The sequence below is a fragment of the Paenibacillus guangzhouensis genome (genome assembly GCF_009363075.1).
Taxonomy (GTDB): domain Bacteria; phylum Bacillota; class Bacilli; order Paenibacillales; family Paenibacillaceae; genus Paenibacillus_K; species Paenibacillus_K guangzhouensis.
The window spans coordinates 6,532,466-6,558,487 of the sequence record NZ_CP045293.1 but is presented as its reverse complement, the minus strand read 5'-3'; the positions used below and the strand labels follow the sequence as shown (position 1 = coordinate 6,558,487).

The following is a 26,022-nucleotide window of genomic DNA, read 5'->3' as shown; positions in this document are numbered from 1 at the left end:
TTCCTCCCCAATTTTCGAAATTCACATGACGTTACATATGGCAACCATTCCACATCCCCTGCTTATCTAACCCCATCCACGCCCTGCTCGCTTCACCTCTTCCATAATCGTCTGCACTCCCTCTTCAATGCGGTCCTCATGAACTCGAGTAATGCTAAGCCGAAGGAATTTGTATAACGGTGCTTGATTTTGCAAAAAGAATTCTTTACCTGGTACCGTCATGACGCCTGCTCGCTGCAGCTTCCCGTGCAGTTGATCCATATTCACGACCTTCGGTAACACAAGCGAGATATACACCCCTTGCTGAACGGGGGCGACTTCAACCCACTCCGATGCTTGCGCCTCGGTCAGCGCACGATTCATTCGATTCATCCGAGCCGCATAGAGCTGGATAATCTTGCGTTTATGGTGGTCGAACATACCGTTCTTAAGGTAAATCTCCAAGGCGCCTTGAGACACGATCGAAGAATCGGCATCCGAGAATCTCTTATATTGCACGAATATCGGATGCAGCAGTTTAGGAACAATCGCCGCACCGACGCGAAGCCCCGGGAATATGACTTTAGAGAAGCTCTTCAAATAAATGACATGATCTGATGTATCGTAACTGTAGAGCGGATTCATTCGAACCTCTGCCCCCAGATCCCCCATATAATCATCTTCAACGATATAGACATCATAGCGTTCAGCGAGCCTGACGATAGCCTTCCGCTCGGCAAGGGTATAGGATGTCCCGAGCGGGTTCTGATACCTCGGCATCGTATAGAAGAACTTGATATCCCCCTGCTTGAACTGCTTCTCCAGCTCGTCGAGATCCAGTCCACGGGTTGTTCGCGTAATCCCGGCGACCTTCACCCCTTCGAGCTCTAGAAACCGCTGATAGATCTCATAACTCGGCTGCTCAATCAGAATCACGGATTTGCCGCTAGGAAAAGGCATCCGGGTCAGAATATTCAGCGCTTGCTGCACCCCCGACGTGACGACGATTTGATTCAGCTTCGCGAAGACTTGATCGTCGGCCAGATGTTTCACGAGCGTATGCCGAAAGCTCTCAAGCCCCTGTGAATCCCCATAGGTGAACAATTGATATTGATAGGTGTCGATCGCGCGATTCAGACAATGCTGAAAATCGAGGTATGGGAAAATATGCAAGTCGGGCGACGCCGATGAGAAATCCAGCTTGTCGGTGTCCTTCCCTTGATCCCACTGCTCCCCACGGCGATCAATGACGTAATAGCCGCTCTGCGGCAATGCATATATGATATGTAGACGTTCGAGTTCGGCGTAAGCACGAATAATGGTGCTCTTGCTGCACCCGTACATTTCGGATGCGTCACGAATCGAAGGAAGCTTATGTCCAGGGGCGTATTGCCCGGTACGAATCCGATCTTCCATGTCCGTGAGTACGGTTACATATTTAGCCATTAACACACCGCATTTCTCTAACAAAATGAATAGATCCTTCTAAACTGTACCGATACAATCACAACAATTCCATCTCGTCAATTTCCAGATCTTATCGTATCTTCAGTATAACGATTCAACCTATCACTGAATAGCAGGCAGATCGTAATTTTCAAATAAATCCATAAGGATTTGTTCTAGGAGGAATTTAGATGCGTACACAACAAAGCCATAAGCTTGCCGTCGTTTCCGCAATCATCAATGCAAGCATTATTGGATTATCATTTCTGTTCATGAAGAGCGCGCTGCAATCCGCAGACCCTTTCACCGCACTCGCTTATCGGTTCATCCTATCGTTCCTGGTCTTAAGTATTCCCGTCGCGCTTGGGTGGATCAAAATCAATATTCGCGGTAAATCGCTACGCCCGATTCTAGGCATGGCCATCCTGTATCCAACCTTGTTCTTCGCGCTTCAAGCGTTTGGCTTGCAGCACGCGTCCTCCGCGGAAGGCGGTATTCTCTATGCATTTACCCCCGTATTAACGGTACTATTCGCGGGATATTTCCTGAAGGAACGTACAACGCTTAAGCAAAAGTTCGCCATTGCGCTCTCTGTGTTCGGGGTATTGTTCGTGGTCATTATGAAGGGGACGAAGCTGGATCTATCGCATATGGCGGGGATCATCTTATTATTCTTCTCCGTCTTGTCGTTCTCGGGGTATAGCGTATTTGCTCGCAAGCTCTCCGGCCAGTTCCGACCGATTGAGTTAACGTATATCATGATGGCGATCGGCAGTATCGCATTCGGCGCGATGGCGCTCGTCCAGCACGGTGTGAATGGCACGATGGAGCAATTGGTTCAACCTTTGACCGTCGGTTCCTTCTGGATCGCCATTCTATATCTTGGCCTGCTCTCTTCCTTGATATCATTGCTATTACAGACGTATACCTTGTCCAAAATGGAAGCGTCCAAGATGAGCGTATTCTCCAATCTTGCGACCATCGTGTCGATGATCGGCGGGGTGCTCGTATTCGGCGAACAGATTACGATCTATGATATCCTCGGGTCAATCATGATCATCGTCGGCGTCATCGGCACGCTCATCTGGGGAAAACGAAATACAGCGCAGCCGGAAGTACTAGAATCGAACAGCCACGCTGTGAAGCCTGCCCCCCACGCAAAAGCGAATCAATAAGCAGGAACTCATCCTTGGACGACGAGCACTTCGCGCACGAATCGACCTTTGTGCACCTGAATACGATCTATGATCTCGAAGCCCGCTTGCGCAACCGATTCGTCGATCGGCTCCGTGGTAATCAATATGACACGATCCGCGAATCGATGCGCACCGCGCAGCATGGACAGCCGCTCTTCAGCCGAGAGCTTCGAGCATAGATTATAAGGCAGGTCAATGATCGCCGTATCATATGATTCTGTAATCTCGCGCATATCTCCTAGCGTAACGACATCCGGATAGCCAAAGTGCGCGAGGTTCAGCCGTGCCCCTCGCGTCGTTAAGGGATTGATGTCCCGACCTATTATATCGATCCCCATCGATAGGGCTTCCAGAAGCACGGTACCAATGCCGCAGCAAGGATCGATAACGCGGACGCCCTCGATGTCGGGCACAGCAATATTGACGACGGCACGTGCGAGCCTTGTACTTAGAGCCGTCGAATAATTCTGAGGCTTATCCATGTGATGCTTCCAGATGGCCGAGCTCTGGGCACAAGTACCGAATATAAAACCCTCGGCATGCTTCGTTACCCCGAAAAGGAGCTCCGGATTGCGCATATCCGCCTTCCCGCGAATCATCGCGCCGAGACTTCGTTCAATCACCCGCTCCTCCTCGTAAGACACATCTTCACCCGATTTATAATACACGACCTTAAAGGTCTGTCCCTCTGGAATCTGCACGGATGCAACCTGCTGAACCAGTTCGTCAAGCGTGGGGGTCATATATTCGATGGCCAACCGTTCATGGATGAACGGACTGCGGCTTGGTTCAATTCGGCGTGCGGAGATTAGACTCCTGGCCCCCATCTTCGCACCGCGGAACAATGTCCGGAGCTCTAATTGACACAAGGCTTGTTCATCTTCATGCGCTGCGTATGTATATAAATATTTCGTCATGTCAACTAACCTCTTCCGTTATTAACCTCTAGCCAGTATAGCGGATATCCTGCGTATGCTCCAGCATGCGCCAAAAAGCCATGGCAGTTCGCCCGAGATTCACTCGTCGTCTACCATGGCTATTGCATTTCGAATTATGAAGCGTAATGTTGCTGGAACCAGACCTTCGCGGCTTCGACTTCCGCTCCGGTCAACTGATGCCCCGCGTTCCCCCAATGGAGTGTAACCGATGCACCTGCGCTCCGCAGAAGCTGATCCAGCTCCTCGGACTCGGATCTCAAACAGATGGGATCATTCGTACCCGCGCCGATGAAGACTTGTGTTCCCGAAAGCTCAGGTAAGGTCACCCCGCGGAGCGGAACCATCGGATGATGCAGAACAGCACCCTTCACGGCATTTGCGTAATGAAATAATAAGCTGCCGATAATATTCGCACCGTTCGAATAACCTACGGCGATGAAATTGTCGCGATCAAGCTTATACTGCGTTGCAGCTTGATCTAGGAATTCGTAGACTTCCTTCGTACGGAAGATCAAATCCTCTTCATCGAACACGCCTTCAGCCAATCGTCTGAAAAAACGCGGCATGCCGTTCTCCAGCACGTTGCCTCGAAGGCTAAGAATACTAGATGATGGTGAAATATGCTTCGCTAACGGCAGCAGATCTCGCTCCGTACCGCCTGTGCCATGGAATAGCACCAGTGTCGGCGCACTTTGGTCTGTGCCCTGCTCGAATACGTGAATCATGCGTGATCGCCTCCTAATACGCGAACCTCAATCGGTTGCAAATTTGCTTCGAGCTGCGCGCGCCGTGGCTCGAACCATTTCGGCAGCATGAGCTGCTCGCCTAGCGCCTCCGGTGCTTCATCCCTTGCGAAGCCTGGAGGGTCTGTCGCAATCTCAAATAGAATTCCGCCTGCCTCACGGAAATACAGCGCATGGAAATACTGTCGATCCAGAATGTCTGTCGGTTGGTACCCGCCTTGAATCACGGCCTGCCGCCATTCGGCATGCTCTTCATTATCTTTGGCACGCCATGCAATATGATGCACTGTACCCGCACCGCCATGGCCCCAATCCACATTGTTCGCCACGACATCGATGATATTGCCGAACTCTCCGTCTGCTTGATAACGGACGTATCCTACATCTTCCGAGACTTTCGTGAGCCCTAGTACATCCTCAAGCGCCCCCATCGTGCTCGCTGAATTGACACTAAACAGCACGGCGCCTCCGAAGCCTTTAATCGCGGCCGTTGTTGGAATGCCGCCGAATGACCATGCGCTCGGCTTGCCAGCTTCGCGTTCCACGAGCTCCAGCTGCAGCCCTTCACGATCGGCGAATTGCAGATACGCCTCGCCGAAGCGTTCAGCCTTCGAGACCGAGATGCCGAAATGCTTTAAGCGAGCTTCCCAGAAGCCCATTGCACCCGGCGGGATCACATAGGTTGTTCGTCCTACCTGCCCTCCGCCAACCCGTCCCTTGCGTGATTCTGGCCACGGGAAGAACGTGATGATCGTACCGGGCGTGCCAGCCTCATCACCGAAATACAAGTGATATACCTCTGGTGCATCAAAGTTAATGGTCTTCTTCACAAGTCTTAACCCAAGAATCCCTGCGTAAAAATCAACATTCTCTTGGGGATTCCGTGCAAACGCCGTAATATGATGAATGCCTGCTGTGCGTAATGCCATGATCTCCAACCCCTTTCAAAGTGATAATGCTAATCATTTATTTTGAAATTTCGGTATTATAACTTACGAACTCTGCGACCGGCTTCCGATAACCCCGAGGTCTCTGTCCTGCGATTTGCTCCTGTCCAATGACGATTAACATCGCTGGAACGTACCGGGAAGAGATATTCAATGCTTCGCGCATCGCTTCGGCATCGAATCCGATCATCGGACAAGTATCCCAGCCCTTCTCTTTGGCAATCAACATGAACAGCATCGCCGACAAGCTCGCATTGCGAATGGCTTCATCGCGCTTAAATGCTTCACCTCGATCTTCGTAGAAGGATGTCACCGATTCAACCGTCATGTCGTATTCTTGCTTGTTCATGATGCCTAAGTTCAGCATTCCTTCATTCAGTTCGCCTACCTGCCGATAGGCATCCATATCGCCCAGCACCAGAATCGCGGCTGATGCCGATTGTACCTTATACTGCTTATTCGCAGCTTCATAAATTTTACCGTTCTTGAGCGCTTCATTATCGATAACGATATAATGCGCATGCTGCAAATTAAACGCCGACGGGGCATATTTGACGAGTTCGAACATCTCATTTAACTCTTCTCTTGTAATATGTACTTCCGGTTTAAATTTCATTGCCGATCTGCGATCCTTCACTACTTGCATAAAATCAGTCATGTTCGGTTCCCCCTACTGGATGATGTATGTATAACCGTCCTGCTTTGTTGATGAATCAATTTATAACTTGATTATAGTATATAACAAAAAGTAAGTCAATAACCCCCAAAAAAAGAAACGTCCCTTACTTCCGTCTGAAGTGGAAACGTTCCTGTTTTGTTCACATTCATTCCTATTTAGATATAAGCGTCGTCTTCAATCACATTGGATGCATGCTGTATCGATGTATCGGCGGGCGCAGGTGCTGCGGATGGGATCGTATTTCCTTCTTGCACATCATCACGCCCGAATTGCATCGATGTTAGTCCTGCGCTAGCTGATGTCGCTGCATTCATCGATTCGAAATCCGCTTGAATCGCATCCTGAACAGCTTTTCTGCTCTGATCTGACATGGTCGTCTCCTCCTCGTTCACAAGCATTTGCGTTCAAGGATAGCGTGACCATTTCCGGCAAAACTATGTATCTTCTACTTCGATCGCGATCTCAGTCACATTTCATGGTTGATTGCTTGTGGAGAAAGCCTTTAAATAAGAATATACACGTGAACAACAGGAGGTATTTCCACGATGCAATCATCTTTCGATCAAGTTACGAACCGATTCGGCACCAATAGCGATAAATGGGATGTGATGGCCCAGCAGTTCGGGCAGAATCAAATCGCTCTCTCCGTCGCTGATATGGATCTGCTTACGGCCGAAGCGATACAGAATCGCATTCGCCATATGGCCGATCACGGGATTTACGGATATACGAACCTTTTCGCTCCTTATTACGATGCCGTTCAGCGCTGGATGCGTCATGCCTATTCCTGGGGAGTCGAACGAGACTGGATTGTCTTCTGTCCGCGGATCGTCCAAGCTGTCTCGCTGATTATCCAGCATTTCACCGAGGAGACGGACCGGATCATGATTCATACCCCATGCTATCAGCCTATTCCACGTTCGGTTCGCCTGAATCATCGCACCTTGGTGGAGAGCCCGCTGCAGCTGATTAACGGTCGATATGAAATGGATTTCGAACATATGGAACGGCAGATGCAAGAAGGAATTAAAATGCTCTTGTTCATCTCACCGCACAACCCGACGGGGCGGGTCTGGACTCGCGCGGAACTCGATCGTGTCGCAGCGTTATGCGAAAAGTACGATGTGCTAATCGTCTCGGATGATATCCATGCGGACTTCCCTCATGTCGGTCACGAGCATACCGTGATTGCGACCTTGTCCGAAGCGATCGCACAGCGCTCCATCATCTGCACCTCCCCTGCCAAAACCTTCAATCTAGCCGGGCTCGAAATATCGAACATCATCATTCCGAATCCTGAGCTCCGCGAAGGGTTCCGTGCACGTATGCTGCAATGCGGCGTATTCGATCCGACCTTCTTCGCCGTTCCAGCGCTTGAAGCTGCATATACGTCATGCGATGCATGGCTTAAAGAACTGCGCGCTTACATTCAAGGCAATATTGCCTATGCGAAGCAGTTCATAGCGGAGCATATGCCGGAGCTTGTCGTCATTGAGCCGGAAGGAACTTACTTGCTCTGGGTGGATTGCCGTGCGGTTAGCCTGGAAGACCAGGCATTAAAGCTATGGATTGAACAAGAAGCTGGCGTTACGGTTAGCTTCGGCGCAGCATTCGGCCCTGGGGGCGAAGGTTTCATCCGCATCAATCTAGGCACGCCGCGAGCATTACTGCAGGAAGCGTTGGAACGAATCCATAAGGTCTATCCCCTAGCTAAGAGGTAAATGGATGGGGATTGGGACATTCTAACGATATTCAAAGGAGGCTACGAACGAATGCATCCCTATGCTGTACAGCTGGAATCATATTTTCGAACTCATACCCATGCGGAAACAGCTATCCCGATGGCCGCATATATGCGAGATCAATTCCCGTTCCTCGGTATTCGGACGCCGGATCGAAACCGGCTGCTGCGCGAGTTTATGCAGGCGAACCCGCTTCCGAAAGGGGGAGAGCTTGTTCAGGTGGCTGGCGACGTCTGGTCGCTGCCGGAGCGGGAGTTCCAATATATCGCAATGGTGCTCTACGAGAAACACCGGAAGCATGCCGAACAAGCACATATCGATATCCTCGAAGGACTTGTTATCGATAAATCATGGTGGGATACGGTGGATCTGATCGCATCACGCTTGATTGGCTTTCACTTTGCCAAATATCCGGAGCTCATAGCCTCATATACGGAACGATGGATTGCGTCCGACAACCTCTGGCTTCAGCGCACTGCCCTGCTCTATCAGTTAAGCTATAAGAAGAACACGGACGAAGAGCGGTTGTTCCGCTACATCCGCAGCGTTGCGACAAAACAGGAATTTTTCATACGCAAGGCGATCGGCTGGGCGCTGCGTGAATACTCCAAGGCGAACGAAGACGCCGTACGTCAATTCGTTGCGGAGACGGAACTCTCGCCGCTAAGCCGGAAGGAAGCGCTGAAGTATGTGGAGCGTAATAACGCATGAGTCCATTTGATCTCGACGCCATTGAACGCTCCATCACAACGCATGCCCTGCGTAGCTGTATCCTCGCCAGAGGCGAACAAATTCTGTTCGAATACTACCGGGAACCCGAATCAGCCGATGCATTATCTAAGGTTAACTCGTGCACGAAGAGCGTGTTATCCGCATTAGTCGGGATCGCGATCGATCAGGGAATCTTGCCGGGAACCGACGCCAAAATCCATACATTCTTCCCACAGCTCGCGCACGATGCCGATCAGCGTAAACGTGACATTACAATCGAGCATTTGCTTGACATGACCGCGGGATTCGAATGGATGGAATTCGGGGGACTGAATTCATTTCCGCGCATGACCAAGACAGCCAATTGGATAGACTTCACCTTAACATTACCGCTGGCGGATCCACCGGGCACACGGATGATCTACAATTCCGGCTGTTCGCAACTGCTCGCGGCCATGGTGATGCAAGCAGCGGGCCAATCGGTTGAAGACTTTGCACAGCAGCACCTCTTCCACCCGCTTGGTATCGAAACGTGGCAATGGGAAGTCGACCCGCAAGGCATTCATACAGGTGGCTTCGGTCTCTATTTGAAACCGCGGGATATGTTGAAGTTCGGACAGCTCTACCTACATCGGGGCCGACATCAAGGGAAGCAGCTGTTAAGCGATGCCTGGATCGAACAATCCACCCTGCCGCGGGTGCAAGTGAGCAAGCCACGAGAAGGCATGTACGGCTGGCACTGGTGGGTGTCTTCGTTCACGACGGAGCAAGAGCCATCGATCGGAGTCCCCTATTACTTCGCCCTAGGCTTCGGTGGGCAATATATTATCGTTGTTCCATCGCATGATCTCGTTGCAGTCTTGACCAATGACCGGCATAAGAAGCGCAAGCCGCCGATCGATGTGTTCCTGCAATATATTGCATCTACGCTCGTGCGAGGCACCTAGCTTTGCTTAAAAAAAGGCTTGTCCTCTTCGTTCGAGGACAAGCCTTTTTGTATTATTTTCGCCCATAGTCGGCACGGATTTCCCCCCAGCTCTGCGTCTCCCACTTCAAGACTTTATTCTTGTACGTGTTCGTCCGCAGCCACTGTTCCGCTCGATCAACCAAGGTCCAGATCTCTTCTGTCGATGCATCCCGTACGAGTGTAGAGGATACCTTCTTCTGCTTCAGCCATTTGAGCGCATTCGCCGAATCGCTATAGATCGTCTGCGTGCTGCCCTTCTGCTTCAGATAGGCTAGACCGTGTACGATAGCAAGGAATTCCCCTAGATTGTTGGTCCCTTTGGCAATCGGGCCATGCGAGAACAGGATATCCCCGGTCTGCGTATCTACCCCTTTATACTCGACAGGTCCCGGATTTCCCCGTGTCCCAACGTCAACCGAAATGCTGTTATAATCGATTTCCGATAAAGGTACGTCTGTTGCCGCTGGTTTGCGCGATCCGAATGATGACTTGGAAGCCCCGTTTCCTTTCGATCCCGCCTGGTTCCAATACGACTTCGCCCCACCTTGATAAGCTTTTTCCGCTTCTGCTAGCGTCTCATACGATTTATATTTGGCTTGCGGGAATTGATTGACCTGCTCTTGGCACTCCGGCCATGTCTTATAAATCCCCGGTTTCTTCCCAGCCCATACGACGTAATACTTCTGTTTTGCCATGATTTTCCTCCTCGCACCCTCTTCTATTTCCTTATTATAATGGAAAATGAACCTGAGAAGAAATGGGTTGTCCTGCCTTCGCTTATACGCTTCAATCTCATATAAGCAACTGACATGACGAACTGAGACAAACCTGCTTTACATTCAGCCTTTTCTTCTACATAATGATCATAATTATGAATGTTGCATCATCTCGATAATAGGGGATAGAACATGGAAGACAAACTTGATCATTTAACATATGAGACCATCGAAATCTGTCTGCTCGCCGGCAAAATTATGCTGCAGAGCGGTGCAGAAACTTCCCGTGTTGAGGATACGATGACGCGGATGGCTTCATCGCTTGGCATCCCGCGTTCACATAGCTATGTGACGCCGACGGGCATTATTTTCTCGACGGATGGCGCGGAACCAGCCAAGCTGATTCGTATTACTGAACGCACCACCGACTTATCCAAGGTCGCCGAGGTGAACAATGTGTCACGCGCCTTAACTAGCGGCGCTATCACCATGCCCGAAGCCCGGCTTCGGCTCCGAGAAATCGAACAAGACAAACACACGTATCCGATCTGGTTCCAGATCGTGGCTGCGGCCATCGCCAGCGGCTGCTTCCTGATTATGTTCCGCGGCGGATGGTACGATTTCATCCCTGCAGTTCTATGCGGAGGCCTGGGTCTGGCATCTGTCATTTACTTCCACCGGATTGTAGCGGTGAAGTTCTTCGCCGAATTCTCAGCTTCGTTCTTGCTAGGGCTGCTCGCGTTCATTTTCGTCAAAATTGGAATCGGTTACGAAGTAGATAAAATCATCATTGGATCGGTCATGCCGCTCGTGCCCGGTCTATTAATTACGAACGCCGTCCGCGACTTAATGTCCGGCCACCTCGTCTCGGGCATCTCGAAAGGAGCCGAGGCATTCCTGACCGCCTTCGCGATTGGCACAGGGATTGCGCTCGTCTTCATTCTATTCTAATTCTCTCATTCGAAAGAGGTCACGCTAACTATGATCGCACAACTCGTTACCAGCTTTATCGCCTCTGCCGCCTTCGGTGTGATCTTCAATGCGCCGAGACGTTCGCTGCCGCAATGCGGGCTCGTCGGGATGGTTAGTTGGGCTGTCTATATTCTCTTGAACGGAAGCTACAGCACCGTTCTAGCAACCTTCGCCGCGACCTTCGTCGTCGGAGCGACGAGTATTGTGTTCGCGCGGCTGTATAAGACGCCCGTCATTATTTTCAGTGTATCGGGCATGATCCCACTCGTGCCTGGCGGCATGGCCTACGATGCGATGCGCCATTTCGTCGAGAATGACTATAATGTCGCAATGCAGCTCGCCGCGCAGGCCTTCTTCATCTCCGGCGCGATCGCCATCGGCCTGGTGCTGGCCGAGGTGCTGAATCAGATGCTGCGTAAGGTCGGCAGCCGGATCTAAATGAAAATGCCCAGTGAGCAGATGGATGCTTACTAGGCATTTTTTTCGTAGGGGCGCACTGGAGGTGGCGCCTCCTTTGAGCGGAATAACTGCTTTTTGGCAGTTATTCCGCACACATTAGCTACTTTCACGCCAATTAGCTGCTTTTTTGCAGTTATTTCGCACACATTAGACACTTTCGCCACCAATTAACTGCTTTTTGGCAGTTATTTCGCACATACAAGCTACTTTCACGCCGATTAACTGCTTTTTGGCAGTTATTTCGCACATACGAGCCACTTTCCCGCCGATTAACTGCTTTTTGGCAGTTATTTCGCACATACGAGCTACTTTCCCACCAATTAACTGCCTTTTGGCAGTTATTCCGCACACGCGAGCCACTTTACCACCAATTAACTGCTTTTTTGCAGTTATTCCGCACATCCGAGCTACTTTCGCGCCAATTAACTGCTTTTTTGCAGTTATTTCGTACACATGAGCTACTTTTCCAGCCAATTAACTGCTTTTTTGCAGTTATTCCGCACTCACGAGCTACTTTCACGCCAATTAACTGCTTTTTGACAGTTATACCGCACAAATTAGCCACTTTCGCCACCAATTAACTGCTTTTTGGCAGTTATTCCGCACACATGAGCTACTTTCACGCCAATTAACTGCTTTTTTGCAGTTATTCCGCACATCCGAGCTACTTTCTCACCGATTAACTGCTTTTTTGCAGTTATTCCGCACATGCGCGCATACTAGCACTCCCCCATCTAAAACACAAAAAAGGCTTGGCCCCTACGCCAAGCCTTTCTCCTATTACGCGACCTCTTGCTTCGAAGCCGCAGCTGGTTTTTCTTTGTGATTCGGAATCAGCAGATTCAGTAATACCGCCGCAAGCGCACCTACCGTCAAGCCTGAAGACAACACATAGTTGACGAAGTCAGGCAATCCGTCCGTTGCACCTTTTGGAAGCACCGTAATCGCAATCGTCAGCAATACCGGAATCCCAATGACCATCATGTTGCGGTCATCTAGCACAACGTGCTGGATAACTTTTAGACCGTTAATGACAATCGCGACGCAGACGATACAGAAGATACCGTTGATCACGGACTCTGGAATACAAGTAATCAATGCGGACAGCTTCGGCATTAAGCCAAGCAGAACAAGAATACCGCCACCTGCCATAATCGCCATCCGGCTGCCAACACCCGTAATCGCGATCAGACCGGCATTCGAAGAATAACCCGTCATTGGCGTACCGCCGAACAATGAACCAACAAAGCATCCAAGACCTTCACCGAAGGATGCGCGGTTCAAGCGTTCGTTCGTCAACTCCTCACCTGTTACGGAAGAGATAACGAACCAAGTTCCTGTCGTCTCGATCAAGACGATGAAGTATACGAATACCATCGTAAGAATGGCGCTAATATCGAACACAGGCGCTCCGAATGGGAACAATTTCGGGAAAGAGAACCAAGCAGCATCTTTCACCGGGGAAAAATCAACTGCGCCGAACAACGATGCCGTGATGATGCCTGCGACAATCGCAACGATAACCGAAATCAGGCGGAAGAACGTTCCTAGCCCTTTCGCGTTACGTCCAAGAAGAATACAAATGACAAGCACGATCGCTGAGACAGCACCGATCAGAATGTTCGTGCCGAGCTCACCTTTCGCATGATATACATTTCCTAAGCCAACTGGCATTAGGCCAATACCCACAATCAGAATAACCGTTCCCCCGACAAGCGGCGGAATGAATTTACGAACCGCTTTGGCGAACCATTTCAGTGGCAAGCCGAGCAGCATGACGATCAATGCCCCTGGAATCAAGCTTCCAGCCATTGCCCCCATACCGAGTTTGCTGCCAATTGCACCAATCGCTGCAATCGGTACATAGGATGGGCCTTGAACAACCGGCAGACGCAATCCGATCCCCGTCTGAATCAAAGTCGCGATCCCTGTCGCGAAGAAACACATTTGAATAAAGAAGGATGCATTGCTGTTGCTTAACGATAAAATCCCTGCAATAATGATCGGCGCGATATACAAATCCATCGCTAATACGTGCTGTAATCCTAACAATAGCGCTTTGACAGGGCCAATCTTTTCATTCACCCCGACGATTAGCTGCGGTTTGTTCGGCTGCTGCTGTTCCAACGAAAACCATCCTCTCTTTTTTGGGCCACTCTTTTTATACGATCGACACGATGTGACAAAAATCTCAATTCCGATTATAGGCGACGTTTTTTGATTTGTACAGCCCTAAATACGTACATTTTTTATTTAACCTAAAATTAATGTTCGTGTTTATGTTGAATAACTAGATTTGATTTGATAATATGTACCATATAAGTGTTTTAATCGCGAAATAGTGACATTTAACATCAAATTCTATCAACTTTGAGTGAGCGAAGGAGTATGAAATCATGATCATTGAAGATGCGGTATTACGGCGTGAGTGGCTTGTAGCATGTCGAACGGATGAGTTGCAGGAGAAACCACTTGGCGTGATGCTGATGGGTGAACGTGTCGTGTTGTTCCGAAATGAAGAAGGCATTCATGCGTTCAAAGACTTGTGTATTCACCGCGGAGCGAAACTGTCCCTTGGGTGTGTACGCGATGGAAATCTCGTATGTCCATACCATGCGTGGGAATATGATGGCAGCGGCGCTTGCGTCAAGATCCCGCAGCTTCCCGCTGATCGTGCAATTCCAGGCAAAGCTCGTACTTTCAAATATGCTTGTAAAGAAGAATATGGTCTTGTGTGGGTATGCCTCGATAGTGAGCAACCCGCGCCGATGTTCGCACTGCCTGAATGGACGGACGAATCGTACCGCAATGTAATGTGGGGATCGACAACGGTGGAAGCGAAGCCGCCACGCGTCATTGAAAATTTCCTGGACGTCGGCCACTTGGCAGTCGTGCACGAAGGATACCTCGGCGTCTCGACGCACACGATCATCGGCGACTATCATGTTATTTATGACGAGCATTCCATCCGCTCCGAGGAGATTGAAGTGTTTCAACCGGATCCGGACGGTTCAGGTCAAGCGAAAAATGTCTACTACACCTATGAAATTCTTCGTCCCATGACGGTGAAATTCACGAAGCGCGACAAAGAGACCGACAACAAGATGTCGATCGTTCTAACGGTGGCGCCGAAGGATGCAGAGACGACGATCGCTTACGGCATCCTGTCCTTCAACTATCCGATGGATCTCTCCGATCAAGAGATCGCGGCGTTCCAGGACGTTATTTTCGCACAGGACAAGCCGGTGGTCGAGAACCAGAAGCCGGAAGACCTCCCTCTGGATCTGCAAGCTGAGCTTTCCCTTGCCTGTGACCGGATGAGTATCGCTTACCGTCGCTACCTGAAAGATTCTGGCCTCGTATGGGGCACGGCCTAAATTCAATTATTTTCTCACACCAAAAAAGCTGACACCTGTATCAGGGTCAGCTTTTGCTATTTTCATATGGCGCAGCAACTCTTGTACTTCCGTCCGCTCCCGCACATACAACGTTCATTGCGCGCAGGAAGCTTCCATCCATGTCTACCGATCAACATTTTCGCAAGTCTTCGCATCCGGTCTTCGCCGTAGGCATACAGCATCCGATAGCTCTCACACAGCGCATCTTGTCCCGCGTTCCCTACGCGATGACGTGGACAGCCGCCATGGCAATACTGCACATATTCGCAAGCCCGACATGCGTCAGCGAGCACTTGTTTCTGCGAACGGAAAGCATCCCACGCTGAATCAGCCATCAATGCGCTAAGCGACTGTTCACCGGCATCGCCAAGCCGATACTGCTCATGGATATAGAAATCGCAGGGATATGCCGCACCATTCTGCTCCAATATTAGAATAGATGGGCAAGACTCCCGATGGACACACATCTCCGGCTCCTGTCCGACAAGGCGCTGCAGCCAATTATCGAAAACCCGTACGGATACGCACGGTTCCCCGTCACGATACCACCAATCGAAGATCTGACAGAGAAACTGCCCGTACTGCTTCGCCGTGACAAGGAATTTGCCCTCTGCCCCGGCATCCTGTGAGCGAAAATCCATCCCGGGAATGAACTGTACAAAATCGAACTGATGCTGATCAATCCATGTCGTAATGGCTTCCGCCTCATGGACATTATCTTCATGAATAACCATCAAAATATTAAAATCTACCCGTGCCTCGCGCAGCACCTCAATCCCCTGCATAACGCGATCATACGAACCCTTGCCCGAACCGGTCTTGCGCCGACGATCATGAATCCAAGCCGGACCATCGACACTGACGCCGAGTAAAAAGGAATACTGCCTGAAAAACGCCGCCCATTCCCGAGTCACCAGCGTTCCATTCGTCTGGAGCGCATTGCTGATGATCGTATTACGCGGCGCATAGTGCTGTTGATACTGGACAACCCGACGGAAGAAATCCAACCCGGCGAGCAGTGGCTCCCCTCCCTGCCAGGCAAATGATACGCTACCCCGCGAGCCTTGCATCATCTCTTGGATGACTTTGCGCAACAACTCATCATCGATCCGCTGGATATCCGCAGAAGGCCGTCCATGGCAAGAGCTGTAGTAGCAATAATCGCACGCCAGATTGCATTCTTCCGATACGGTTTTCCACATCAGTGCAGCTGGCGCCTCCATCGTAGCTGTACGGCAAGAATCCATGCTGCTTTCCCTCCCTTTTCCCTAGGTATACCAAATCGGGGTGCGATTCGAAGTAACCTACATCACAAGGGAGAGAGTCTTATTTGACACCCAGTATAAAATAAACCAGGAACAGCGCTGCAATCACATACATCGCGCCGGAGACCTCTTGTCTGCGCCCAGTCACGATCTTCACGATCGGATAAGCGATAAAGCCAAAGGCAATCCCATTCACGATACTGAACGTCAGTGGCATAATCGCGATCATCAGGTAAGCCGGGAAAGCCTCAGTGAAATCATCCAGCTTCACATGCTTCATCCCTTGAATCATTAAGCAGCCGACAACAATGAGTACTGGAGCGATTGCACTGCTCGGAATAATCTTAAGAATCGGAATCAGGAACAGAGCCGGGATGAACAATAATCCCGCGATGAACGGCGTTAATCCCGAACGTCCGCCTGCAGCGATCCCTGCCGCGCCTTCTGCAGCTGTCGTCGTCGGACTGCAGCCGAACATGGAGGCCGCAATGATCGATAAGGAGTTCGCTTGGAATGATCGTCTGAACTTCGACGTATCTGGCAGCATGCCTAGCTGTGCCCCCATATTTGCGAAAATAATAACCATCGACAAGGAGAACACCGCAATCCAGAATTGGAACGAATGCAGTTGGCTGAAATCAAAAGCAAAGAAGACCTGATCGTATCCCGCCATGGAGAACTGGAAGCTGCCCATTTGCGAGAAATCGACGATACCAAGCAGAATGCCGATGATTGTACCGGCAATGATCCCAATTAAGAAATTCCCGCGAACACCGCGCAAAAATAACGGCACAACAATGACTAACGTTAACAGCGTCGTTAGTACGTGCGGATCCCGTAAACTGGCAAGCTGTACGAAAGTCCCTTCACTCGCAACGATGACGCCGCCATTTTTTAGTCCAAGAAACCCAATAAATAGACCGATCCCCGCCGTCATCGCATGAATCATGGAGGTTGGAATCTTCTTGGATAAATAGACCGCCCCTTTCGTCATACTGACAAGGAAGAACACAATCCCTGCGATCAACACTGCGGCAAGCGCCTGCTGCCAAGTCAGGCCGAAAGAGAAGACTAGGGTAAAGACGAAAAACGCATTATCTCCCATCCCTGGCGCAAGAATCAACGGCGACTTCGCCCAGAAAGCCATGAGCATGCAACCGACCAGCGCGGAGAACACCGTTGCAATCGTCGCCGCTTCATATGGCATGCCTGCATTGCTCAGAATGGCCCCATTGACGGCAATAATATAAGCAATCGTAATGAATGACGTCAGACCCGCGAGCATCTCCGTTCGGATACTGGTCTGCTGATTGTCAATTTGAAATATTCGTCCTAATTTTGAGTTCAATGGTGATCCTCCATCCCATGCTGCCAGTAATTTTAATATTGAATCTTGTCGAATCATGTTACAATAATGATGAATGAACACCGTGAAAGGATTGGTACGCATGATCGAAATCAATCAAGTCCCGATCTTCTCTGATCTTCCTAGCGATGCATTGCAACAGATCATCCCTCTGCTCCGAGAGCGTCAATATAAGAAGAATCATGTCTTCATGTTCGAGAATGACCAGAGCGATAGTATCTTTATCTTAAGGTCCGGCAAAGTTAAAGTATACCGGGGACAAGAAGGCAAAGAAGTCATCATGGGCATTCAATTCCCAGGCGACGTCATCGGTGAGGCCGAAGCATTAACAGGCGATAGTCATCGCATTGCGACCATCGAGGCGCTCGAGCCGGTTGCTGCATGGCAAATTACAAAGAAGGATTTTCTTGACTTGGTAGATCGTTATCCTTCTATCCTACGCCGTGCTTATGATATTATGTTCGCTCGCGTCCGTGTCTTAAATCGCACTATCCGCTACTTAACGTTCTGCGATGTCCGCACCAAAATTGCAAATTTGATCATGGATCTTTATTATAATTTCGGTGAGCAAGATGGGATCGCTTACAAAATTGATATGAAAATCAATCATTCCCTGCTCGCGAGCATGGTCGGAATTACACGCGAATCGATCTCGAAAACACTGAACGATCTCCAGCATGAAGGAATTATCGAGATTCGGCAGAAATATATCTATGTGTTAAATCTGAAGCACCTGGAGCGAATTTGTCAGGAGACCGAAGAAGTTCCTGAGCTTCGCAAATGGCAGCATGGCACCACATCGGAACAGCCTGTATAATGACTATAGCAAAAGAAAAGCTGGCGATGCAGTTAGACCGATAACGTTTAAAATGTGATTTGGTTCATAAAAGTTAGGCTAACCTGTTCACAGAATAACCATGCACTCCGACAGACGGTACAATTCATTCGCTGGCACCCACGAGCTTGACGTGCTTACGATTATGGATAAGAAAGGTGATGTAACGTGACTAACGGTTTTGGAAAAATGAAAAACCTCGAAGAAATGGGAATTAAGTTAAATGCTGAAGAAATTCATAGCAAAGAATTCACCCGTTCCCTCCGTGGTTACAATGAAGAAGAAGTTGATGCATACCTCGACGAAATCATTAAAGATTATGAGCTGTTCTCACGATTAATCAAGGAAATGCAAAAACATATCTATGACATGCAAAATGCGGCAAACGTAGAAATCTCCAACACTGACGATCTATTGCAGCGTGTTCGTGAGCTCGAAATGTTCTGCTGGGGCAAAATTAAAGGCTAATTCGATATATAGTAAAGAGCAGGCATCGTTATGATGCCTGCTCTTTTGGGGATTAGGTTGCTGCGTTGCAGGCAAGGGCTAATCCTTGTACGGATCGAATTCATCCGCCCCTGCCATGCAGACGCCAATCGGCTTAAGGATATGCAAGACATCAATCGTCTCCGCATGCGCATCGAGCACATCCTGCAACTTCCTGTAGACGAAAGGACTCTCATCCGTACCGGCACCGCGTAGTTCTACGTTATAACTCTTGACGGCCGAACGCATTTGCTGCGGGCTAATCTGTCCGCCGGAACGCTTCCGTGTCTTCCAATTCATTCGTCCCGCTGCTTGTGTGCGGCTCATGATACGTCCCGCGCCGTGCACGGTGCTATAAAATGCACTCCGATTTTCCTCGGTATCTTTCCCCCGCACAATGACCGAGATGTCCCCCATGCTGCCACCGATAAATCCTAGCTGTCCAGGCGCCGATGGTGTTGCTCCTTTACGAACGACGACCGCGTTACGGCCTTGATGCGTCTCCTGCCAAGCATAATTATGATGATTGTGAACTTCAAAATCGGCCTCAGCACCGAGCAAGGACAGAACCTGCTCGATGACGTAATCCCGTCCGGCATACGCGTACCGCCCAGCGAGCTTCATCGCACGATAATACATATCGCCGAGTTCACTGTCTAGGTCGAGCAAAATCGGTGGTTGATCCATCTTCTCCCCTGGCGCGTTCGCAAGAAATTCCCGACCCGCAGCCAAATTGATGAAGCCGCTTGCCGTCTTATGGCCGAATCCACGGCTGCCAAAATGATTGCCGATCCACAGTCGTCCCGTCGCCTTCTCTTCGAACAAATCAACATAATGATTGCCGCTGCCGACCGTGCCGAGCTGATCTCGCGCAAGCGATTTTAATTTGTCATGTTCCTGACGCCCCACGTTCAGATACACATCCCAATCGGGATCGTCGAACAACGCATGGTCCACCTTATCGTTGTTAACACGACCGATGCCAAAAGAAATATGCCGCGCAATCTGATCCATGATCTTCGAAATTTTTGGCATCACATCGGCTGCCATGAGATTTGTCCGGACGGCTTTGTTCCCGCACGCAATATCGTAACCGACGCCCGAAGGCGAGATTTGTCCGTCATAGGCGACCACACCACCGATCGGTTGACTATAGCCTTTATGATGATCCGCCATAAGCAGCGTCTGTACGACGCGGCCGTGTTCCGCGCAAGTCCTCGCTTGCGCTAATGCGCCGTCATCCGGGTTTCCCCAGACACGCACGCCATCTATCGTCTGATATGCCATATGTTTATTTCCTCTCTTTCCATACTTCCGTTAAGGCTGCTCGAAATAATGCGTCTAGTTGGTCGTCTAACGTACCCTCCGCTGCTTTGAGCGCAGCAGCCTTTTGTTCAAAATGCGAGATATGCTCCTCAATGAATGTATTTAGGAGATGAATCCGCGGCTCGTAGTCCAGCTCCTCACCTGCTTTTTTACGAATTAATAGCTGTTGAATGAACTGGTAGAGCTCCCCATCCCCAGGAAGAAGCCGTTCCACGAGCGTATCGAATGCGATCGGCGGCATGTCGTCATAGCGTTCAATCCATGCACATGCCAGGATCGGTCGAAGCACGTAGAAGTATTTTTTAATTTTCACCTGGTCGCCCTGCAAGTAGTCCCGATAGTTCCCTTTCGCCATGTTCAAGTAATGATACATACAGGATTTCGGTGAAAAGGAAAGCGGTGAGATTCGGCGGATCTGCTCCGTTACCGTATATTGCTCCATATATTGAATCGGCGATTGCAGCCATTCGAGCAGCGGCGGGTTCGATTTGCGGAACAGATTCAACGCTTTCCTGAGATCCCAGCCGTTGATGTCTAATAAATCGTTAATCGGACGCTCGATCACATCGCGCTTGTCAAAAATGGACAGATACCAGTCTACGGGGCGAAGATAGATGAACCGAACATCATAATCGCTGTCTTGTGACGGGAAACCCCAAGCACGGCTCCCGGATTCGCACGCATAGAGAATGCGCACGTTCTCCTCTTGTTCGATATTACGGAGTTCCTGAAGAATTCTGGTATTCATATCGATCATCATGGTAATGCACCTCCTTATCGATAATAGGAAAAATAAAAAGACCATAGACAGTTATCGCCGTCCATGGCCAAATATAGATTCGCTTATGTAGATTCATTTAGATTGGTCGGTGGTCTGACTCGGATCCTTCCAAGACGTTACACCCGAACAGCCCGATCATGAACTCGCGGTTGGACGATGACATACCTATGCAATTGTAAACGTTCTTGAAGCCAGAGAGCGTTCGCCTTCGTAAATTGTCGCAACGTGGGATTTGTCTTTAGCATGTTCATCGAACCTCCTTTCATGATACGGATAGTGAAATAATACGTGGTTACCCAATTTTTGTCAAACTATATTTAGAACATCAAATGTCGCGAAGTGATAGTCGCCGTAATTTCATGACCACATACGATCCCTTCATGCCCGCGCTCCCGTGGCGCAGGACCGACGAACTCGCTCTGGATGCCCTCGATCTGAATCATATTCGGTGCGATCGTAACGGTCATATAGAGCGGATCTGCATACATCGCAACATATTTCATTGCCGGTCTTCGGCTTCGGATCGATGCTTCGTATTGATCGTATTCATAGCCTTCGCCAAGCCATTGATTGGACGTGCTGTTCACCTCAATGTAATGGATCCCATCACGGGTGATGGCTGCATCGATATGGTTATGTCCGTTGAAGCACGCGATGACTTTGGGGAACTCTGCGGCCTGATTGGCTGCGACGAGTGCAGCGTGTACATCGTCTCGATTCCGCACGCCGTCAGTTGGATTGTGGAGACTTTGATGGCTGAAAATAATGGTGTGTCGGTCAGTTCGCGATAAATCGTCGATCAACCATTGCAGTTGCTCATCGGGGATGTAGGGCAATTGCTCTCCGTGCGCATAGTAGTTGCCGTTATTGTAATCGACGTATTGGTCCTCGTGCTTATAATAATTCGCATCGAGTACGACGAAATGGTACGTGCCCGCATCGAAGGAATAGTAATGGTTAGGCATGCCAAGATAGTTCTGAATCTCCAATTTGTCATTCCGATCCATGTCATGATTACCGAGAACGTGGAATTTCGGTCCTTCGAATAGGTTCCAGATGCGGAGGATCACTTCGTTCTCCGGAATCGGAAAGCAAAAGTCCCCTAACTGGATGATGAAATCAACATCTGCCACCTTCATTCGATCAATAAATGCCTGTAATCGCTCGGGTCCATCATGCATGATGTCTTGATGCAAGTCTGCTATCACCCCAAATCGCAGTGGCGGCACGGTCGTATACTCGTTCAACGTCTACACCCCATTTTGGTAAAATTGTTCGCTTCTCATTTGCATTCTAGCACTCGTCGAGGCGGGGTGGCGAGAGTTAAATTGATAGGATGAGGTTGTTGGGAAGCATACGGCTAATCGGGGTAGATTTGTGGGGCGCGGGCACTACTTTGAGCGAAATAACTGCCTTTTGGCAGTTATTTTGGGGCGTGGGCGCTACTTTGAGCGAAATAACTGCCTTTTGGCAGTTATTTGGAGATGCGGGCGCCGCTTTGAGCAAAATAACTGCCTTTTGGCAGTTATTTTGAGACGCACGCGCTTCTTTGAACGAAATAACTGCTTTTGGGCAGTTATTTTGAGGCGTGGGCGCTTCTTTGAGCGAAATAACTGCTTTTTGGCAGTTATTTTAGGGCGCACGCGTTACTGAGAGCGAAATAACTGCCTTTTTGCAGTTATTTGGGGTAGCAGCCGCTGCTGCGAGCGAAATAACTGCTTTTTGGCAGTTATTTTGAGGCGTGGGCGCTTCTTTGAGCGAAATAACTGCTTTTTGGCAGTTATTTTGGGGCGCGGGCGCCGCTTTGAGCAAAATAACTGCCTTTTGGCAGTTATTTTGAGACGCGGGCGCTTCTTTGAGCAAAATAACTGCTTTTTGGCAGTTATTTTGGAGCGTACGCGCTACTTTGTGCGTAATAACTGCTTTTTTTGCAGTTATTTGCTCATCTTGTACTATAATAAAAAAGGGACATCCCACCCGGGATATCCCTAATATTTATAACTTCTCGATTTTAAACATAAACGTCCACGTTGCCGTATTACCAGAGTATCTTCCACGATTCTCAGTCACCATTACATTGATTTTACTGGTCGTCTTCTGCTTCGTTAATGAACTAACCTCAACTTCTTCCGATTCCGTCCCTTCATCTGGCACTTTGTCCTCTTCGATGGCTGTAGCAGTCAGTATTATCATATCTGAATCTTTCAGTTTCAATGTCTTGCTCTTCCCTACGGATATCGCTTGACCATTCACTTCCGCGCCTGTGCTCCATTCGTTCCCCACATGGTTGTTCTCTACCAATTTCGCACTGACGAACGTAATTTTATAGCTTTTTAAGGTTGACTTGGATGACTTCGCGAGCGCTACGTTCGATAAAGAAAGGATTAGCACGATAGTAAGACAGACCATCAATAATGACTTTAGATGTTTCATCGATCGATTCTCCTCCATTTTTGGATATCATTGGATTAATCTCTCAGCATTATAGCTTACCTAGTTCTATATGCCTAGATGAATAATCACAAAAAAGACGCCCCTCCCAGGGGCGTCTCTCCTATCACGCGTGAACCGCGGTCTGATTCAACACCGCGTACACATCGGTAAACGCATAGCCATGCGCATCTGCGACAGCTTTGTACGTTACGTGGCCATCCACGACGTTGATGCCTTTCGCTAGCGCCTTGTTGTCTAGCGCCGCTTGCTTGTAGCCCTTGCTAGCGATCTGCACGCCATACGGCGTCGTCACGTTCGTCAACGCCAACGTTGACGTGCGCGCCACTGCGCCCGGCATATTCGCCACCGCATAGTGGACGACGCCATGCTTCTCGTACGTCGGGTTGTCATGCGTCGTAATGCGATCAATCGTCTCGATGGAGCCGCCTTGGTCAATCGCAACATCGACGATTACGGAGCCCGGGCTCATGCTCTGCACCATTTTCTCCGTGACGAGTCTTGGCGCACGTGCGCCTGGGATGAGCACTGCGCCAACAACAAGGTCCGCGTTCCGAACCGTCTCCGCGATATTAAACGGATTCGACATAATCGTCTTCACGCGGCCTTGGAACATATCGTCCAGCTGACGAAGACGATCTGGACTGATGTCCAGGATGCTCACGTCCGCGCCGAGCCCGATCGCCATTTTCGCCGCGTTCGCCCCCACAATGCCGCCGCCAACAATCGCTACCTTCGCTGGTGCAACTCCTGGTACGCCGCTCAACAATACGCCTTTGCCGCCGTTCGCCTTCTCGAGGAATCTCGCACCGATCTGAATAGACATCCGCCCAGCCACTTCGCTCATCGGCGTCAATAATGGCAAGCTGCCGTTATCCAGTTGGATCGTCTCATAGGCAATTGCCGTCACTTTGCTGTCCACGAGCGCTTTCGTTAGTTCCGGTTCCGGCGCAAGGTGCAAATACGTATAGAGGATTAGTCCTTCATGAAAGTAACCATACTCCGATGGGATCGGCTCCTTCACCTTCACGACCATCTCCGCCGCCCATGCTTCCTTCGCAGTCGATACGATCCGCGCCCCGGCAGCCAGATAATCTTGATCAGTGAACCCGATCCCCGCCCCCGCATTCGTCTCCACGAGCACTTCGTGCCCAGCATTGATATACGTGACGACAGAGCTTGGCGTCATGCCGACGCGATTCTCATTATTTTTGATCTCTTTTGGTACACCGATTAACATAATAGTCCGCTCCTTATTGATTATTCATAACCGCCTTAAATGTGTTCACAATGAAATCTACGTCTTCGTCCGTGCAAGATAACGGCGGTGAGAACATGAGCACGTTGTTATATCCCGCAACTGTATCGCCATTCTTCCCGATAATGAGCCCTTTCGCCTTGCATTCGGCGATGATCTTGCCTATTGCAGCCAGCGGCAACGGCTCCTTCGTATCTTGATTCTGCACGACCTCGATTCCCATCAAGAATCCGAAGCGGCGGGTATCGCCCACAAGTGGATGATCACGAAGCTCTGCCATACCTGCTTCCAGCTTCTCGCCAAGCACGCGGGAACGTTCCACCAGATGCTCACGTTCCATAATCTCGAGGTTCTTCAATGCCAGCGCACAAGCCGCCGGCGTACCGCCGAACGTGTTCACATGGCGCAGATGACTATAATCCGCCTTGCTCTTGAAGGCTTCATAGATTTCTTTGCGCACAGCTGTCGCCGATAATGGCAGATAGCCGCTCGTTAACCCTTTGGCCATCGTGACGATATCCGGCTTCACGTCGTAGTTCATATGACCGAACTTGCGCCCGGAGCGTCCGAAGCCGCAGATCACCTCATCGATAATAAGCAGCACCCCATGGCGGTGGCAGATCTTCTGCACTTCTTCCATATAGACTGGATGCGGGACGATAACGCCGCCACCGGTAATCGCTGGCTCCATAATCACCGCCGCAATCGTCTCTTCGCCTTCCCAGACGATCGTGTCCTCAATCTCACGCGCACATTGCAGGTTGAACGCTTCAACGCTCATCCCCGCTGGACGACGATAGCTATCCGGCGGATGCACATGGACAAATCCTCCGCCGAGCGGCTCGTATTTATATTTGCGCTGCGCTTGTCCCGTCGCCGCGAGCGCGCCCATGGAGTTGCCATGGTAAGCGCGGTAACGCGAAATGAACTTATAGCGATTCGGATATCCGGATTGCTCATGGTATTGACGCACGATTTTGAATGCCGTCTCATTCGCTTCCGAACCGCTGTTCGAGAAGAAGATAACATACTCCCCTTCCAGCCATTCGTTCAGCTTCGCTGCCAGCTCAATCGCCGGGATATGACTTTGCGTTAAAGGGTAATAAGGCATCGCAACAAGCTGATCATAGGCAGCCTTCGCCATCTCCTCCCGGCCGTAGCCGACGTTCACACACCATAAACCCGACATCGCATCCAAGTAACGATTGCCGTTCAAATCCGTAATCCATGACCCTTCCCCAGCTGTCACCACCATGGGCGGAACGTTCTCGTTATAGGGAGACATCGCGTGCCACAGATATTTCCGATCTTTTGCTAGGATATCGACCGGTTCACGTTTGATAGACATCTCTGCAACACCT

The 26,022-nt window shown here is 49.9% G+C and carries 27 protein-coding genes; 9 read left to right on the top strand and 18 right to left on the bottom strand.

Features of this window, described 5'->3' with window-relative positions:
• Nucleotides 1-66: 66 nt before the first annotated feature.
• A complete protein-coding gene (locus GCU39_RS29330) occupies nt 67-1,425 on the bottom strand; it encodes an aminotransferase-like domain-containing protein (RefSeq protein WP_152396712.1) in 1,359 nt (452 codons plus the stop codon).
• 191 nt (nt 1,426-1,616) lie between these two features.
• Between GCU39_RS29330 and GCU39_RS29325 the strand changes: the two genes are divergently transcribed.
• A complete protein-coding gene (locus tag GCU39_RS29325; protein ID WP_152396711.1) occupies nt 1,617-2,600 on the top strand; it encodes a DMT family transporter in 984 nt (327 codons plus the stop codon).
• Nucleotides 2,601-2,608: 8 nt separating this feature from the next.
• Here the strand turns inward: GCU39_RS29325 and GCU39_RS29320 are convergent, their stop codons facing one another.
• The 5 genes from GCU39_RS29320 to GCU39_RS29300 all read right to left on the bottom strand — a co-directional run bounded on the left by GCU39_RS29320 (nt 2,609) and on the right by GCU39_RS29300 (nt 6,299).
• Nucleotides 2,609-3,538, bottom strand: a complete 930-nt coding sequence (locus GCU39_RS29320) for a TRM11 family SAM-dependent methyltransferase (RefSeq protein WP_152396710.1) — start codon at nt 3,536-3,538, stop codon at nt 2,609-2,611.
• Nucleotides 3,539-3,672: 134 nt separating this feature from the next.
• Nucleotides 3,673-4,284, bottom strand: a complete 612-nt coding sequence (locus GCU39_RS29315; protein ID WP_152396709.1) for an alpha/beta hydrolase — start codon at nt 4,282-4,284, stop codon at nt 3,673-3,675.
• On the bottom strand, nt 4,281-5,231 hold the full coding sequence (locus GCU39_RS29310; protein WP_152396708.1) for a ring-cleaving dioxygenase: 951 nt from the start codon (nt 5,229-5,231) through the stop codon (nt 4,281-4,283). The genes GCU39_RS29315 and GCU39_RS29310 overlap by 4 nt, the downstream gene beginning before the upstream one ends.
• Nucleotides 5,232-5,268: 37 nt before the next feature.
• Entirely contained in the window at nt 5,269-5,907 is a 639-nt protein-coding gene (locus GCU39_RS29305) for a nitroreductase family protein (protein ID WP_152396707.1), read from the bottom strand.
• 176 nt (nt 5,908-6,083) lie between these two features.
• Nucleotides 6,084-6,299: a hypothetical protein gene (locus GCU39_RS29300; RefSeq protein WP_152396706.1), complete on the bottom strand. Its 216-nt coding sequence runs from the start codon at nt 6,297-6,299 to the stop codon at nt 6,084-6,086.
• 174 nt (nt 6,300-6,473) lie between these two features.
• On the opposite strand from GCU39_RS29300, the gene GCU39_RS29295 reads away from it, so the two are divergent.
• Genes GCU39_RS29295 through GCU39_RS29285 form a run of 3 tightly spaced genes read left to right on the top strand, consistent with a single transcriptional unit; the run spans nt 6,474 to nt 9,328 of the window.
• The gene (locus tag GCU39_RS29295) at nt 6,474-7,649 is read left to right on the top strand and encodes a MalY/PatB family protein (RefSeq protein ID WP_193726677.1); all 1,176 of its coding nucleotides are present in this window, start codon (nt 6,474-6,476) and stop codon (nt 7,647-7,649) included.
• Between the two features lie 51 nt (nt 7,650-7,700).
• Nucleotides 7,701-8,381, top strand: coding sequence for a DNA alkylation repair protein (locus GCU39_RS29290; protein WP_152396704.1), 681 nt, complete (start codon nt 7,701-7,703; stop codon nt 8,379-8,381).
• On the top strand, nt 8,378-9,328 hold the full coding sequence (locus GCU39_RS29285) for a serine hydrolase domain-containing protein (protein ID WP_152396703.1): 951 nt from the start codon (nt 8,378-8,380) through the stop codon (nt 9,326-9,328). Before GCU39_RS29290 ends, GCU39_RS29285 begins: the two co-directional genes overlap by 4 nt.
• Before the next feature lie 52 nt (nt 9,329-9,380).
• On the opposite strand, the gene rnhA is transcribed toward GCU39_RS29285, so the two are convergent.
• Nucleotides 9,381-10,043 (bottom strand): ribonuclease H, encoded by a 663-nt coding sequence (gene rnhA, locus GCU39_RS29280; protein ID WP_152396702.1) that lies wholly within the window; start codon nt 10,041-10,043, stop codon nt 9,381-9,383.
• A 213-nt stretch (nt 10,044-10,256) separates the two neighbouring features.
• On the opposite strand from rnhA, the gene GCU39_RS29275 reads away from it, so the two are divergent.
• Nucleotides 10,257-11,015 carry a threonine/serine exporter family protein gene (locus tag GCU39_RS29275; RefSeq protein WP_152396701.1) on the top strand — a complete coding sequence of 253 codons (759 nt, stop codon included), beginning with the start codon at nt 10,257-10,259 and terminating at the stop codon, nt 11,013-11,015.
• Between the two features lie 30 nt (nt 11,016-11,045).
• Complete coding sequence (locus GCU39_RS29270) at nt 11,046-11,474, top strand: threonine/serine exporter family protein (protein ID WP_152396700.1); 429 nt, start codon at nt 11,046-11,048, stop codon at nt 11,472-11,474.
• A gap of 168 nt (nt 11,475-11,642) precedes the next feature.
• On the opposite strand, the gene GCU39_RS29265 is transcribed toward GCU39_RS29270, so the two are convergent.
• A complete protein-coding gene (locus GCU39_RS29265) occupies nt 11,643-11,969 on the bottom strand; it encodes a hypothetical protein (protein ID WP_152396699.1) in 327 nt (108 codons plus the stop codon).
• A 306-nt stretch (nt 11,970-12,275) separates the two neighbouring features.
• Complete coding sequence (locus tag GCU39_RS29260) at nt 12,276-13,622, bottom strand: solute carrier family 23 protein (RefSeq protein WP_152396698.1); 1,347 nt, start codon at nt 13,620-13,622, stop codon at nt 12,276-12,278.
• A gap of 269 nt (nt 13,623-13,891) precedes the next feature.
• Between GCU39_RS29260 and GCU39_RS29255 the strand changes: the two genes are divergently transcribed.
• On the top strand, nt 13,892-14,872 hold the full coding sequence (locus GCU39_RS29255) for an aromatic ring-hydroxylating oxygenase subunit alpha (RefSeq protein ID WP_152396697.1): 981 nt from the start codon (nt 13,892-13,894) through the stop codon (nt 14,870-14,872).
• Between the two features lie 62 nt (nt 14,873-14,934).
• Here the strand turns inward: GCU39_RS29255 and GCU39_RS29250 are convergent, their stop codons facing one another.
• Nucleotides 14,935-16,140: an anaerobic sulfatase maturase gene (locus tag GCU39_RS29250; RefSeq protein ID WP_152396696.1), complete on the bottom strand. Its 1,206-nt coding sequence runs from the start codon at nt 16,138-16,140 to the stop codon at nt 14,935-14,937.
• Between the two features lie 79 nt (nt 16,141-16,219).
• Nucleotides 16,220-17,506, bottom strand: a complete 1,287-nt coding sequence (locus tag GCU39_RS29245; RefSeq protein WP_152396695.1) for an NCS2 family permease — start codon at nt 17,504-17,506, stop codon at nt 16,220-16,222.
• A gap of 82 nt (nt 17,507-17,588) precedes the next feature.
• On the opposite strand from GCU39_RS29245, the gene GCU39_RS29240 reads away from it, so the two are divergent.
• Nucleotides 17,589-18,341 (top strand): Crp/Fnr family transcriptional regulator, encoded by a 753-nt coding sequence (locus GCU39_RS29240; RefSeq protein ID WP_227793372.1) that lies wholly within the window; start codon nt 17,589-17,591, stop codon nt 18,339-18,341.
• 207 nt (nt 18,342-18,548) lie between these two features.
• Nucleotides 18,549-18,827 carry a DivIVA domain-containing protein gene (locus tag GCU39_RS29235; RefSeq protein WP_152397488.1) on the top strand — a complete coding sequence of 93 codons (279 nt, stop codon included), beginning with the start codon at nt 18,549-18,551 and terminating at the stop codon, nt 18,825-18,827.
• 78 nt (nt 18,828-18,905) lie between these two features.
• Here GCU39_RS29235 and GCU39_RS29230 read toward each other — a convergent pair whose 3' ends face one another.
• The 7 genes from GCU39_RS29230 to GCU39_RS29200 all read right to left on the bottom strand — a co-directional run bounded on the left by GCU39_RS29230 (nt 18,906) and on the right by GCU39_RS29200 (nt 26,009).
• The gene (locus GCU39_RS29230) at nt 18,906-20,132 is read right to left on the bottom strand and encodes an RtcB family protein (RefSeq protein ID WP_152396694.1); all 1,227 of its coding nucleotides are present in this window, start codon (nt 20,130-20,132) and stop codon (nt 18,906-18,908) included.
• A gap of 4 nt (nt 20,133-20,136) precedes the next feature.
• Nucleotides 20,137-20,928, bottom strand: a complete 792-nt coding sequence (locus GCU39_RS29225; RefSeq protein ID WP_152397487.1) for a nucleotidyltransferase domain-containing protein — start codon at nt 20,926-20,928, stop codon at nt 20,137-20,139.
• A gap of 341 nt (nt 20,929-21,269) precedes the next feature.
• Nucleotides 21,270-22,199, bottom strand: a complete 930-nt coding sequence (locus GCU39_RS29220; protein WP_152396693.1) for a metallophosphoesterase family protein — start codon at nt 22,197-22,199, stop codon at nt 21,270-21,272.
• A 385-nt stretch (nt 22,200-22,584) separates the two neighbouring features.
• Nucleotides 22,585-22,929 carry a hypothetical protein gene (locus GCU39_RS29215; protein WP_152396692.1) on the bottom strand — a complete coding sequence of 115 codons (345 nt, stop codon included), beginning with the start codon at nt 22,927-22,929 and terminating at the stop codon, nt 22,585-22,587.
• An 18-nt stretch (nt 22,930-22,947) separates the two neighbouring features.
• Nucleotides 22,948-23,385 carry a hypothetical protein gene (locus GCU39_RS29210; RefSeq protein WP_152396691.1) on the bottom strand — a complete coding sequence of 146 codons (438 nt, stop codon included), beginning with the start codon at nt 23,383-23,385 and terminating at the stop codon, nt 22,948-22,950.
• Between the two features lie 124 nt (nt 23,386-23,509).
• Nucleotides 23,510-24,643, bottom strand: coding sequence for an alanine dehydrogenase (gene ald / locus GCU39_RS29205; RefSeq protein WP_152396690.1), 1,134 nt, complete (start codon nt 24,641-24,643; stop codon nt 23,510-23,512).
• A gap of 13 nt (nt 24,644-24,656) precedes the next feature.
• Nucleotides 24,657-26,009 carry an aspartate aminotransferase family protein gene (locus GCU39_RS29200; RefSeq protein WP_152396689.1) on the bottom strand — a complete coding sequence of 451 codons (1,353 nt, stop codon included), beginning with the start codon at nt 26,007-26,009 and terminating at the stop codon, nt 24,657-24,659.
• Between the last annotated feature and the right edge of the window lie 13 nt (nt 26,010-26,022).